The 11,882-nt window shown below is 64.1% G+C and carries 11 protein-coding genes and 2 pseudogenes; 8 read left to right on the top strand and 5 right to left on the bottom strand.

Annotated elements, in window-relative coordinates:
* The first annotated feature begins 42 nt into the window (after positions 1 to 42).
* Both AC54AF_RS12425 and AC54AF_RS12420 read left to right on the top strand, forming a co-directional pair.
* Positions 43 to 969 (top strand): LysR family transcriptional regulator, encoded by a 927-nt coding sequence (locus AC54AF_RS12425; protein ID WP_496636792.1) that lies wholly within the window; start codon positions 43 to 45, stop codon positions 967 to 969.
* A 154-nt stretch (positions 970 to 1,123) separates the two neighbouring features.
* Positions 1,124 to 3,283 (top strand): putative bifunctional diguanylate cyclase/phosphodiesterase, encoded by a 2,160-nt coding sequence (locus tag AC54AF_RS12420; RefSeq protein WP_496636791.1) that lies wholly within the window; start codon positions 1,124 to 1,126, stop codon positions 3,281 to 3,283.
* Here AC54AF_RS12420 and AC54AF_RS12415 read toward each other — a convergent pair.
* Positions 3,280 to 4,206 carry a LysR family transcriptional regulator gene (locus AC54AF_RS12415; RefSeq protein ID WP_496636790.1) on the bottom strand — a complete coding sequence of 309 codons (927 nt, stop codon included), beginning with the start codon at positions 4,204 to 4,206 and terminating at the stop codon, positions 3,280 to 3,282. The genes AC54AF_RS12420 and AC54AF_RS12415 overlap by 4 nt on opposite strands.
* A gap of 86 nt (positions 4,207 to 4,292) precedes the next feature.
* On the opposite strand from AC54AF_RS12415, the gene AC54AF_RS12410 reads away from it, so the two are divergent.
* On the top strand, positions 4,293 to 5,516 hold the full coding sequence (locus AC54AF_RS12410; RefSeq protein ID WP_496636789.1) for an MFS transporter: 1,224 nt from the start codon (positions 4,293 to 4,295) through the stop codon (positions 5,514 to 5,516).
* 13 nt (positions 5,517 to 5,529) lie between these two features.
* Here the strand turns inward: AC54AF_RS12410 and AC54AF_RS12405 are convergent, their stop codons facing one another.
* Positions 5,530 to 6,420 (bottom strand): EamA family transporter, encoded by an 891-nt coding sequence (locus tag AC54AF_RS12405; protein WP_496636788.1) that lies wholly within the window; start codon positions 6,418 to 6,420, stop codon positions 5,530 to 5,532.
* 77 nt (positions 6,421 to 6,497) lie between these two features.
* On the opposite strand from AC54AF_RS12405, the gene AC54AF_RS12400 reads away from it, so the two are divergent.
* Together AC54AF_RS12400 and AC54AF_RS12395 are read left to right on the top strand one after the other, a co-directional pair.
* Positions 6,498 to 6,986: an Lrp/AsnC family transcriptional regulator gene (locus AC54AF_RS12400; protein ID WP_496636787.1), complete on the top strand. Its 489-nt coding sequence runs from the start codon at positions 6,498 to 6,500 to the stop codon at positions 6,984 to 6,986.
* Between the two features lie 16 nt (positions 6,987 to 7,002).
* Positions 7,003 to 7,824: an APH(3') family aminoglycoside O-phosphotransferase gene (locus AC54AF_RS12395; RefSeq protein WP_496636786.1), complete on the top strand. Its 822-nt coding sequence runs from the start codon at positions 7,003 to 7,005 to the stop codon at positions 7,822 to 7,824.
* A 13-nt stretch (positions 7,825 to 7,837) separates the two neighbouring features.
* Here the strand turns inward: AC54AF_RS12395 and AC54AF_RS12390 are convergent, their stop codons facing one another.
* Positions 7,838 to 8,365 (bottom strand): hypothetical protein, encoded by a 528-nt coding sequence (locus tag AC54AF_RS12390; protein WP_496636785.1) that lies wholly within the window; start codon positions 8,363 to 8,365, stop codon positions 7,838 to 7,840.
* A 124-nt stretch (positions 8,366 to 8,489) separates the two neighbouring features.
* Here AC54AF_RS12390 and AC54AF_RS12385 point away from each other — a divergent pair, with 124 nt between their 5' ends.
* Positions 8,490 to 8,873 (top strand): glutaredoxin domain-containing protein, encoded by a 384-nt coding sequence (locus tag AC54AF_RS12385; protein ID WP_496636784.1) that lies wholly within the window; start codon positions 8,490 to 8,492, stop codon positions 8,871 to 8,873.
* An 8-nt stretch (positions 8,874 to 8,881) separates the two neighbouring features.
* Here AC54AF_RS12385 and AC54AF_RS12380 read toward each other — a convergent pair whose 3' ends face one another.
* Positions 8,882 to 9,118 (bottom strand): DUF3820 family protein, encoded by a 237-nt coding sequence (locus tag AC54AF_RS12380; RefSeq protein ID WP_496636783.1) that lies wholly within the window; start codon positions 9,116 to 9,118, stop codon positions 8,882 to 8,884.
* Positions 9,119 to 9,469: 351 nt separating this feature from the next.
* On the opposite strand from AC54AF_RS12380, the gene AC54AF_RS12375 reads away from it, so the two are divergent.
* Complete coding sequence (locus AC54AF_RS12375; protein ID WP_496636782.1) at positions 9,470 to 11,308, top strand: esterase/lipase family protein; 1,839 nt, start codon at positions 9,470 to 9,472, stop codon at positions 11,306 to 11,308.
* 182 nt (positions 11,309 to 11,490) lie between these two features.
* Positions 11,491 to 11,736, top strand: a pseudogene (locus tag AC54AF_RS12370) (MFS transporter); the annotation flags it as partial.
* Here AC54AF_RS12370 and AC54AF_RS12365 read toward each other — a convergent pair.
* A pseudogene (locus tag AC54AF_RS12365) lies at positions 11,723 to 11,882 on the bottom strand (IS481 family transposase); the annotation flags it as partial. The pseudogenes AC54AF_RS12370 and AC54AF_RS12365 sit on opposite strands and share 14 nt — an antisense overlap.

Here is an 11,882-nt window from a genome sequence, read left to right as displayed (position 1 = left end):
AGAAAAACGGAAAATCTTGCGACCTATGATCGAAAAAATCGAATGTTAAGACTGAGCCTGGAAGCCCTGCAAATTGTCGACGCCATCGACCGCCGCGGATCGTTCTCGTCGGCCGGCAAGGAGTTGCATAAAGTCCCGTCTACCATTTCCTATACGGTGGCCAAGCTGGAAGACGACCTGGGCGTGCAAGTGTTCCAGCGCAATGGCCCGAAAGTCATGCTGACGGCGGCCGGACAGGAATTGCTGAAGGAGGGCCGCTATTTATTGAAGGCGGCGCAGGATCTCGAGCACCGCGTGCGCAGGGTGGCGTCCGGCTGGGAAACGGAATTGTCCATCGGCATCGATTCCATGTTTTCCGCCGTGGCCCTGGCCGACGACGTGCGCGCCTTTTACGACGTGGCGCAGCAGACGCGCTTGCGCCTGTCGCAAGACACCCTGTCGGGCACCTGGGAAGCGCTGCTGGACCGGCGCGCCGACTTGCTGGTGGGCGCCCCCGGCGACGGGCCGGCGGGCGGCGGCTATATCGCGCAGCCGATCGGCATGCTCGACTTCGTCTTTGCCGTGGCGCCCACGCATCCACTGGCGCAAGTGCAGGAACCCTTGTCGCGCGGCCACCTGCAGCAGCACCGGGCCGTGGTGGTGGCCGATTCGGCGCGCCAGATGGCGCCGCGCACGGTGGGGCTGCTGCTGGGACAAGATGCCCTGAGCGTGCCGAACATGCAGGTCAAGTTCGACTACCAGGTACTGGGACTGGGTTTTGGCTTCCTGCCGGGGCCGTGCGCCCGCGCCGCCATCGCGCGCGGCTTGCTGGTGGAAAAGGCCGTGGAAGAGCCAAAACCGTCGGAAACGTTTTACCTGGCCTGGAGAGTGGGCGAGGATGGCGCCGCATTGCGCTGGTGGATGGCGCGCATGCGCGAACCGGATGTGTTTTCCCGCCTGGCGCAGCATCTGCCGGGCCATTCGGCGTAGGCCGTAAAATGTTGACATACGCCAACACTTTTAAGTTACCATATTCACAGTATTTCCCGCCCGACCTCCACGCCCCGTAGTGGGATTTTGATGATTACACACACCGCAGCGCCCCTGATATGTTCCCCTGACCTGGCCCTGGAGTGGGGTTGCCATGCTTGAGGCGAAGGTTGCGCTGTGCCTGCGCCTGGCCCAGGATGCCCGTGAACAGGCGGGGCCGCAGCAGGCCGCCACCCTGGCGCGGCTGCAGGAAGAACTGGAGCGGCTGCGCGGCGCCAGCCGGCCCGTGGTGCGCGTGGCGCCAGCCGACGCCTTGCTGGAAATCGATCCCGACGGCTTCTTGATCGGCTGGAACCATGGCGCCGAACAGATGTTCGGCTATTCCGAACTGGAAGCGCTGGGCCAGCACATCCTGTTTTTGTATCCGGAAGACGACGCCGAAGCGAGCGTGCTGGAGCTGCATTTCACCCAGGGCGACGTGGCCACCGACGTGCGCCGGCGCAAGAAGTCGGGCATGGTGACGTGGCTGCGCATGCACCGCCACGTGATCTTCGATCAGGCGGGCAAGGCGTGCGGCATGGCCGTGCGCCTGTCGGCCATGAGCGAGCCGCTGTCCGACGTGGACAAGGTAAGGTTGCACGCGCGCATCATCGAAGACAGCGAGCAAGCCGTGCTGATCACGGACGCGGAAGAGCGCATCGTCTCGATCAACAGTTCCTTCAGCCGCATCACCGGCTACTCGCCAGCCGAAGCCATCGGCCGCACGCCCGACTTGCTGCGCTCGGGCGTGCACGACCCCGACTTCCGCGCCAAGGTGCGTGCCGCCATGCGGGGACACGGTTCCTGGCGCGGCGAAATCATCGGCAAGCGCAAGAATGGCGAACTGTTCCCGCAAGACGTCACCATCAGCGTCGTGCGCGACGAGTTCGGCGAAATCAGCCACGTGTTTTCCCTGTTTTCCGATATCTCGGTGCACAAGGATGCCGAGGCGCGCATGCAGCGCATGGCCAACTACGACAGCCTGACGGGCTTGCCCAACCGCTGCCTGCTGAACCAGCTGGTGAACCAGGGGCTGGCCGAAGCGAAACGCCAGGGCACGCATGGCGCACTGATGGTCATCGACATCAGCCGCATCGGTTCCATCAGCGACACGCTCGGCCATGAAGTGGGCGACCAGCTGGTGATCGCCATCGGCGAGCTGTTCCGTGGCGCCCTGCGCGACGCCGACATCCTGGCGCGGGTCGACAACAGCAAGTTCGTCGTCGCCCTGCTGCATATCGAAAAGCGCGAACACGCGGCAAACGTGGCGCAAAAGCTGCTCAACCTGTTAGAGGCGCCGATCAATATCGATACGCACGCTCTGCACGTGGGCGCCAGCATCGGCATCACCGTGTATCCGGAAGACGGCCTGGAAGCGCCAGCCCTGTTCCGCTTTGCCGACGTGGCCGTGGCCAAGGCGGGGCAGACGATCGAATCGACCTTCCTGTTCTATCGCGAAGACATGAACCGGAGGGCCAAGGAACATTTGCGCCTGGAAAGCGAAATGCGATTGGCGCTGGGCGACAAGGAGCTGGAATTGCATTATCAGCCGAAAGTGAGCCTGGCCAGCGGGCGCATCGTGGGCGCGGAAGCCTTGCTGCGCTGGAAGCATCCGATGCGCGGCATGGTCTCGCCCGGCGTCTTCATTCCCGTCGCCGAGGAGACCAGTCTGATCCTGGAGCTGGGCACCTGGGTGCTGGACGAGGCCTGCCGCCAGATCCGCAGCTGGGAAGACCGGGGCCTGCACATGCCGGCCATCGCCGTCAACCTGTCGGCGCGCCAGTTCGACGAACAACTGCCGGCGCGCATCGCGGCCGTGCTGGAACGCTACGGCGTGCGGCCCGACCAGATCATGCTGGAAATCACGGAAAGCCTGCTGATGCGCGGCGCCGACAAGGTCATCGACATCATGAACCAGCTGGTGGCCATGGGCCTGGCGCTGGCGCTGGACGACTTCGGCACCGGCTATTCCAGCCTCGCGTATCTGAAGAAATTCCCCATCAGTACATTAAAAATCGACCGCTCCTTCGTCATCGGCTTGCCGTTCGAGGAAAACGACTGCGCCATCGCCCGTGCCATCGTCACCATGGCGCAGCAGCTGCGCCAGGAAATCGTTGCCGAAGGGGTGGAAACGGCCGAGCAGATGCGCTTCCTGCGCGAACTGGGCTGCGACCAGCTGCAAGGCTATCTGTTCAGCCCGGCAGTGCCGGCGGCGGAATTCGAGCTGATGCTGGGCGAGGGCCGGCAGCTGCGCCTGGATGCGGCGGTGGCTTAAGCCTCGCCCAACTTCACCTTTTCCAGCAGGTAATCGAGCATCACGCGCACGCGGGCCGGCACTTGCAGGCCCGGACCCACGAAGACGGCGTGCACGAGTTCTTTGTCGCCCGGATTGCAGTCCTGCAGCACCTCCACCAATTGACCTTGCGCAATGTCGCGCTGCACGTGCTGGCGCGAAAAACGTCCCAGTCCCATGCCTGCCAGCACCAACTGGCGCATGCTTTCGCCATCGCTGACGCAGGTATTGCCCTGCGGCGCCACTTGCACGGTGTTGCCCGCCGCATCGAGAAAGGGCCAGGTTTCGTTCTGGCAGCGGAAGTTGAACGCCAGCAGATTATGCGATGACAGCTCCTGCGGCGTGCGCGGCAGGCCATGCCGCGCCACGTAGGCAGGGGCGGCCACGACGACCATCGCATCTTCACCGAGTTTGCGCGCCACCAAGTTCGATTCCTTCAGCTTGCCCGTGCGGATGGCGATGTCGGTGCGGTCTTCCAGCAAGTCGACGATGGCGTCGCTGACGACGACGTCGAGCACGATGTCGGGATAGCGCTGCGCGAACTCGGGCAGGATGGGCAGCAGATGGCGCACGCCGAACGGCACGAAACAGTTGATGCGCAAGCGTCCGCGCGGCGCGGCGCCCTGCGATGCTTCGCGCTCGGCGCCATCGATATCGTCGAGGATGCGCTTGCACTGCACAAAGAAGGCGTCGCCCTCGGGCGTGGTGTGCAGCTGGCGCGTGCTGCGCTGGAGCAGCCGCGCGCCGAGCCGCGCTTCCAGGCGATTAACGAGCTTGCTGACGGCCGACGGCGTCAGGGACAGGCGGCGCGCGGCGGCGGAAAAGGCGCCCGTTTCCACCACGGCCGCAAACACGGCCATCTCGAACGCGCGGTTGATGTCTTGCCGGGCCATTATTGAATCCATTTCACAGGTGTTTCCATTATCGAAGTCTATATCAAAAGTAATTCCATCGATACACTGGCTGGCTTGAACTCTGCCGGAGAAATACCATGACCACCGCAAGCCCTGTTTCCCCTCCAGCCCGCAGCATGCCGCCCGGCGTGCTGGCGCTGGCCGTCGGCGCCTTTGCCATCGGCGTCACCGAATTCATCGTCGTCGGCATCTTGCCGACTATCGCGAAGGATTTGCGCATTTCCATCGAATCGGCTGGCTCGCTGGTCAGCCTGTATGCGCTGGCGCTGGCCATCGGCACGCCGCTGCTGGTGCTGCTGATGTCGCGCCTGCCGCGCAAGGCGGCCTTGCTGGGGCTGATGAGCGTGTTCCTGGCCGGTAACTTGCTGGCGGCTTTTTCGCACACGTTTGAATGGTTGCTGGTGGGGCGGGTCATCACGGCCGTGGCGCACGGTACCTTCTTTGCCATCGGCGCCACCGTGGCCGCCAGCCTGGTGGGCAAGGCGCAGGCTGGCAGGGCGATTTCCGTGATGTTCGCGGGATTGACCCTGGCGATGGTGGTCGGCGTGCCCTTCGGCAGTTTTCTCGGCAACCTGATGGGCTGGCGCTTGCCCTTCTTTGCCGTCGTCGTGCTCGCTGCGCTGGGCCTGCTTGCCATGGCGCGCTGGCTGCCGGCAGGTTTAGCGCAAGGCAAGGGCGGCAAGGCCATGACGCAGCTGGCGGCCCTGGGCAGCGGTCCCATCCTGACCATGATGGCGGTGACCACGTTCGGCTTCGGCAGCAGCTTTGCCGCCTTCACTTTTATTACGCCCATCCTGACGGAGGTGACAGGCTTTTCCGCCACCTTGGCCAGCGCCTTGCTGATCGTGTTTGGCGCGGCCACCTTTGCCGGCAACCTGGCGGGCGGCTACCTGACCAGCCACCTGGGCTGGCAAAAGGCCTTGCGTGTGATGCTGCTGTTGCTGGCCGTCACGCAAGCGGGCGTGGCCCTCAGTATCAGCTCGCCATGGATGATGACGGTGATGCTGTTCGTCTGGGGCGTGTTCGCCTTTGGCCTGTCGCCCGCCCTGCAGGCTGGCATGCTGGCCACGGCTGAGCGCTACACGCCGCACGCCGTCGATTTCGCCTCGGGCCTGAACATTTCCGCGTTTAATCTCGGCATTTCCTTCGGCTCCATGCTGGGGGCGCTGATGGTCTCGCGCCAGCTGATGGCGTCGTCTCCATGGGCCGGCGTGGCCGCCGCCTTGCTCGCCTTGCTGCCGCTGGCGTGGCTGGCGCGCCGCAATCTGGCGTCCCACGTGGCGGGCGCTGCCGCGCATTGAGGGCAAGGAGGATTCAGGTATGCACGGCGGCGGCCGGCGCCGGTTTCCTCATGCGCTGCGCCATGTACGAGCTGCCCATCGAGGCGGCCATGATCATGGCGATGGCCAGCCACTGCCCGGCACCCAGCCGTTCGTCGAGCAGGAGGTACGCCAGCATGGCCGCGACGGCCGGTTCCATGCTGCTCATGATGCCGAACGCTTGCGGCGTCAGCCGCTTCAGGGCCACCATTTCCAGCGAGATCGGTATCGCGCTGGAAATGAGGGCCACGCCCAGCCCCACAGCCAGCACGACGGGCGAGAGCAGGGCGGCGCCGCTGTGCGCCACGCCGACGGGCACGACCACCAGCGCCGCCATGGCCAGGCCCAGCGACACGGAGTGGCCCGCATGCAAATGGCTGGCGCGCTTGCCGAAGACGATGTACGAGGCCCAGCAGACGGCGGCGCCGAGGGCGAACAGCACGCCGGTGGGATCGAGATTGCTGACGTCGTGACCGAGCGGCAGCAGCAGCGCCAGTCCCGCCACGGCCAGGGCCACCCAGACGAAGTCGATGGGGCGGCGCGAGGCCAGCAGTGCCACGGCCAGCGGGCCGGAGAACTCGATCGCCACGGCGATGCCGAACGGTATCGTGCGCAAGGCCATGTAGAAACACAGGTTGGTCAAGCCCAGCGCCGCGCCGTACAGGGCCACCGTGCGCAGGTCGGCGCGGCTCAGCTGCCAGCGCCACGGGCGCCAGAACAGCAACAGCAGCAAGGCAGAAAAGCCCACGCGCACGGCTGTCGTGCCCTGTGCGCCGACCAGCGGGAACAGGCTGTGCTTGGCCCATGAGGTGCCCAGTCCCAGGCAGGTGACGGAGCCGAGGATGGCGAGCAGGGGAATCAATGAGGAATAGCGACGCAATGGCATGGTGATAAAAGGCTTGATATCGGAATAGCGAAAGTTTATTGTGTCTGCTCCGATATTTGTACTGCATTTTGACCTCCATGACGCAACTTTCGCTCACGCCTTCCATCGCCCTCGATGCCTTCGATCTGGCCATCCTGGACATTTTGCAGCGCGATAACACGACTTCGCAGCGCGAAATCGCCCAGGCCGTGCATTTGTCGGCGCCGGCTGTGCAGCGGCGCATCCGCCGCCTGCGCGAGAGCGGGGTGATCCGTCATGAAGTGGCCGTGCTCGATGCGAGCCGCCTGGGTCGCCCCCTGATCTTGACGGTGGAAGTGCATTTGCACGACGAGCACCCGCAGCGCACGGCCGGCATGCGCGCGCGCATCATGGCCGAGCCTGCCATACAGCAGTGCTATGGGATCACGGGCGAGGCCGACTACCTGCTGATCATTACCGCCAGCAGCATGGCCGAGTACGAGGCGTTGACGGAACGCCTGTTCGGCGGCGATGACAATATCCGGCGCTACCGCACCTCGGTGGCCCTGACTTGCCTCAAGATGGGCTTGCACGTGCCGCTGGCATAGCGCAAAGACCAGGCAGATGAACATCCCCAAAAAGAAACAAGCCGCCATGCTGGCCGCCATGCCCGCCAGCCTGCGCGCCGCCGTGGCCGATTATCACTGGGCGCGCGACAGCGTCGGTGAGTCGGACGCTGCCGTCTACCGGCTGCAGGGCAGGGACGGTGCGCCGGACCTGTACCTGAAGCACGGCAGGGGTGTTGCTGCCGCCGACATCGCCGATGAACTGGCGCGCTTGCGCTGGCTGGCGCAGTACCTGCCCGTACCGGCGGTGGTGCAATTCGCCCGCGCGGCAGGTCCTGACCAGGCCTGGCTGCTGATGAATGCCATGCCAGGCACAACGGCGTCTGCGGTGCTGGAGGCGGACCCCGCGTCGGCTCCCGCCGTGGCCGACGCGCTGGCGGCCTTCCTGCGCCGCCTGCACGCGCTGTCCGTGAACGCCTGCCCGTTCGACGCCGGCGCTGCCGTTCGGCTGGCCCAGGCGCGCCAGCGCATCGATGGGGGCCTCGTCGATGCCGACGATTTCGATGCCGGGCGCCAAGGCTGGACGGCGCAGCAGGTGTGGGCGGCGCTGCAGGCCTGCCTGCCGATCACGCCCGACCTCGTCGTCACGCATGGCGACTTCTCGCCGGAGAATATCGTGATGCAGGAAGGCGCCGTCGTCGGCTGCATCGACGTGGGACGGGCCGGCGTGGCCGACCGCTATCAGGACCTGGCCATCGTCTGGCGTGCGCTCGGTGAGTTGGACGCTTCGCTACAGCAAAGGTTTGTGCAGCAATATGGGATCCTTGATGTCGATCAAGGCAAGCTGCAATTTTACTCGCTGCTCGACGAGCTGTTTTGAACGTCATCCGCCATCACGGCTCTTCGCGCTCCGCGTCGCGTTCGCGGCAGCTCATTGCGGCGTAATGGCCCTTGGGCAGCCTGGTCTGGATGGCCACCTCGCTCAGTTCATGTTGAACATCGACAGGATCGGTCAAGGTGCAGCGCTGGGCGCGGGCGAACGCTTGCAGCGTCTGCGTGCTGCCGCGCACTTTCACCGTCACGCCGGCCCCGGGGCTGACGCAGCAGCCGATGTAGTGCGTGATGTATTCTTCCTCGATCAGCACCAGTTCATGTCCCATGAAGCTGGCCGGTTTTTTCAGCAGGTAGTAATCGGTGTAGTCGACGCGCTGCTCTGGGTGCTTGCCGATGTAGCCTTCGCGCATGTAGGCGGCGATGGCCTTGCCCGAGGTGCCGACTCTTTCCGTGGTGCCCTTTTTCAGGTGCAGCGCCTGGATCAGGCCGCTTTCAAGGCCGGGATCGGCCGCAGCGTACGCGCTGGCGCCACTGGCAGCCAGCAGAAGCGAGCCGAGCAGGCGGCGGGTGCGGCGCCATTCAGGCATGGGATGGATTTCTTGCATATATTTGACGCGCAGGGGAGAAGAGGTGCAGTGTAGCCCACGCCAGCCTGCGTGCGTGGCACAATGCGTGATCCGCACGCCACGTGCCACTGACCCCAGGACTTTCATGACCCGCGCCCTCCTTGACGAAGCCCAGATCCATCCCGCCGCCCGCCCCTTGATCGGCAGCAAGCACAAGGACATCGTGCGCGAAGTGCAGGCGGCCATCGCCGCGCACCAGGTGGTGGTGGTCGGCATGGCGCTCAATCCGTTTCCCCGCAAGGCGCGCAAGATTCTCGACGTGCTGGGCACGCCCTACCAGTATCTGCAATACGGCAGCTATCTGAACCAGTGGCACCGCCGCAATGCCCTGAAAATGTGGACGGGCTGGCCGACTTTCCCCATGGTCTTTGTCAATGGCGTGCTCATCGGCGGCGCCAGCGAGCTGCAAACGCTGGTGGAAAATGGCGAGTTCAGCGCCATGCTGGCGAAGAAGGTGCGCCAGTTTTAAGTGCTGGCTTATTCGCCCGGCCGCCACGGCGACTTGCGCGTGCGCAAGGGGTCGAGCAAGCCGCGCAAATCATTGTGGTCGAGCTCGTACATCAGCGCGATTAAACTGCCCAGTTCGCCAGAGGGGAAGCCCTCGCGCGCGATCCAGCCCAGGTAGTGTCCCGGCAAATCGGCCAGCAAGCGTCCCTGATACTTCCCATATGGCATTTCGCGCGTAACCAGCAGCGCCAGTTTTTCTGAATTCATGTGACTGCTCTCCCTTGCTAGCGGGGCAGTGTAGCAGAGCTGGTTCGCGCCGGTTTGTAGGTCAATTGCGACCATTGGTTCCATGGTGTTGGCGACAGTTGTAGGCAGATCAAACAATCGGCTAATCGTGCCATGCGCGGGTGCTGGCGGCGCATACTGGTTTGGCAGTGCGCCGTGACGCCAGCATGCAGGTGCGCGTGACCATGGTGACCATGGAAAGGGAGTGCAACGATGCGAACGGCTATCGTTTTTTGCCGCCAGTGGTGGTGGCGAGCCCTCATCGCTGCTTGCCTTGCCGCTGGCCCTGCCGTTGGCCTTGTTTTGCTGGCCGCATGCCACAAGCCGGCGCCCGTGAATAGCGAGGATCCGGGCTGGGTTGAGCGTGCCGATCCCCGGCATAAAATCGCCGTGGTGTTCGTGCATGGCATCTTTGGCAGCACGCGCGGCACGTGGACGGGCGCGCATGGCGAGAGTTTCTTTCGCTTGCTCAAGAACGATGCCAGGCTGGGGCCGCAAGTCGATAGCTACGCCTTCGGCTTCAGCTCCAACATCATGACGGGCGGCTCGCTCGATATCCGCGAAGCGGCCAACAAGCTGCAAAGCTATCTGCGGCCATCCGGCGTGCTCGATTACCCGGCCGTCGTGTTTGTCGGGCACAGCATGGGCGGACTCGTCATCATGCGTTACCTGGCCAATAATCTGGACAAGGCCCCCGAGCTGGCCGACAAGGTGCCGCTGATTGTCTTGTTCAGTGCTCCCATGGAGGGGGCGCAGGTGGCGCAGCTGGCGGACCTGGCGGCGCGCCATCCCGCGCTGTCGCACCTGCGGCCGGTGGACAGCAATGACGTGCTCAAGCAGCTCAGCGACGACTGGGCCAGCCTGGCGGTCAAGCCGCGCGTCAGTTGCGCCTATGAAACGGCCGATGTGAGCGGCGTGCGCATCGTGCAATGGGGCAGCGCCACGCGGGTGTGCGGCGGGCGCCCGGTGGCGATCGATAATGCCGATCATATTTCGCTCGTCAAGCCTGACCGTGCCACGCATCCTGCCTATATGTTCCTGTCGGGGCAACTGATCGAGCATGTGCTGCCGTTGCAGATGGGAGTGCCGCTGGAGTTGCCCGATTTTCAGCGCGACAAGGACGTCTATACGTTTACCCTGGCCGCGCCCGAAGAAAATGCCCGCCTGATGAACACGGGGCGTGCCAGGATGAAGTACTGGATCGCGGAAAAGTCCAGCCGCGCCTTGCTGGTGTCGCCTGGCACCAGTCCGCAGCCGATCGATGGACACTCCACCGAGATGCTGACCGTGGCGCTGCGCGTCGATGCCGATGAAAACGCCTATGCATTCACCTTGAGAAGCGATCTGCCCTCGGAGCAAAGGGTGCGCGTGCTGGTACCCGACTTGTCCCGCCTGCGCATGGGCCACCAGCGCAATGCCATCAAGGTGACGGCTGGTCTGGCCCGGTACCTGGGCGATCCTGCCAATGCGGAAAAAATCGCGGCATTGCAGCGCGATCCCGGTCAGCTGAATGCGCAGCTGGCGACAGTGGCGCACGCCGCCCTTGGCGAGTCCATCAAGCGCCTGCCCAGCGCCGAACAATGGCTGCTGACGGCAGATCTGCTGGCCGCCGCCAACCTGAAGCAGGTCGCTTCCGCCGCGCTGGTCCACAGCGCCGGCATCGATGCCTTTTATCAGCCGGCAGCAAACGAGCTGCGCAGCAAGTTGCTGGCGCAGGGGCGCGCGGAGTTGCTGCTGCGTTCAGGAGTCGTGGATGTGCGTGAGCGTTCGCCCGATGGGTATCCCGACAAACCGTTCAGCGCCGGCCAGGCCGACCCGGTGTCGCTCATGCCCGCCATTCCGGCATGGCTGGACACGGAGGCGTTTCGCCAGTCATCGCTGCAACTGGTGCGCAAGATGGAGAAAGTCGCCCCGCTGCGGCAAGACGCGGCCAGCCTGGAAGTGGCGACAGTGAAAATGCCGGTCGATGCGGCAATGGGCGTCATCCTGCGGGCAGAGCGCGAACGCTTGCCGCAGCTGCCTGCCGCGCAATGGCGCAATGCCGAGTCCCCCGCCGCCAAGGCGGAGCGGCGGCTTCCCAGCCTGCCTGAGCTGGAGCCGCAGGTCAAGGCGAAAAAGATGGAAAAGCCGGAGCCGCGCACCAGTCCCGGTAGCAGTTCCCTGTCACGCTAGGCGCCTGGCGTGCCAGGGCCTACTGCCGCTGCCACTCAGCCCATGGCGCGATGGCATCCTCTATTATTGATTATGAAGCAAGTATCTTCTTCCTGTGGAGGTATTTTTCGAAACAAAGAAAGCCCCGATACTGCAAGCCTCGCACCGCATACCCTTTGCATGCACTTATATCGGAGTCTTTCATGCCCATTGCCTTGCTCGCGCTGACCCTCAGCGCATTTGCCATCGGAACCACCGAGTTTGTCATCGTGGGGCTGTTGCCCACCATTGCCGCAGACCTGGGCGTCAATCTGCCATCGGCCGGCCTGCTGGTCAGCCTGTACGCGCTGGGCGTTGCCGTCGGCGCGCCCGTGCTGACTGCCCTGACGGGCAAGATTCCGCGCAAAATATTGTTATTGTCGCTGATGGTCTTGTTCACCTTGGGTAACTGTCCAGTCCCGTTTGATCATAAACGCGCTTAACGAATAGCTCCGGTTTCTTTTGCTGCCATTCTTTGAGCGCCTGGATGGGTGTTTTGGCACCGATGGCCCGTTGTGGAATGTGGTGGTTGTAAAGCTTTAAATAGTTGAGCAAG

It is taken from the genome of Janthinobacterium sp. JF4, assembly GCF_059617925.1.
Note: the sequence above shows the minus strand (reverse complement) of the source record. Positions and strands in the feature narration are given on the sequence as shown.

What these genes read in the sequence shown, in the direction of transcription:
- AC54AF_RS12425 (WP_496636792.1), top strand. Translation starts at nt 43, where the DNA reads ATGTTAAGACTGAGCCTGGAAGCCCTGCAAATTGTCGACGCCATCGAC.
- AC54AF_RS12420 (WP_496636791.1), top strand. Translation starts at nt 1,124, where the DNA reads ATGCTTGAGGCGAAGGTTGCGCTGTGCCTGCGCCTGGCCCAGGATGCC.
- AC54AF_RS12415 (WP_496636790.1), bottom strand. Translation starts at nt 4,206, where the DNA reads ATGGATTCAATAATGGCCCGGCAAGACATCAACCGCGCGTTCGAGATG.
- AC54AF_RS12410 (WP_496636789.1), top strand. Translation starts at nt 4,293, where the DNA reads ATGACCACCGCAAGCCCTGTTTCCCCTCCAGCCCGCAGCATGCCGCCC.
- AC54AF_RS12405 (WP_496636788.1), bottom strand. Translation starts at nt 6,420, where the DNA reads ATGCCATTGCGTCGCTATTCCTCATTGATTCCCCTGCTCGCCATCCTC.
- AC54AF_RS12400 (WP_496636787.1), top strand. Translation starts at nt 6,498, where the DNA reads ATGACGCAACTTTCGCTCACGCCTTCCATCGCCCTCGATGCCTTCGAT.
- AC54AF_RS12395 (WP_496636786.1), top strand. Translation starts at nt 7,003, where the DNA reads ATGAACATCCCCAAAAAGAAACAAGCCGCCATGCTGGCCGCCATGCCC.
- AC54AF_RS12390 (WP_496636785.1), bottom strand. Translation starts at nt 8,365, where the DNA reads ATGCCTGAATGGCGCCGCACCCGCCGCCTGCTCGGCTCGCTTCTGCTG.
- AC54AF_RS12385 (WP_496636784.1), top strand. Translation starts at nt 8,490, where the DNA reads ATGACCCGCGCCCTCCTTGACGAAGCCCAGATCCATCCCGCCGCCCGC.
- AC54AF_RS12380 (WP_496636783.1), bottom strand. Translation starts at nt 9,118, where the DNA reads ATGAATTCAGAAAAACTGGCGCTGCTGGTTACGCGCGAAATGCCATAT.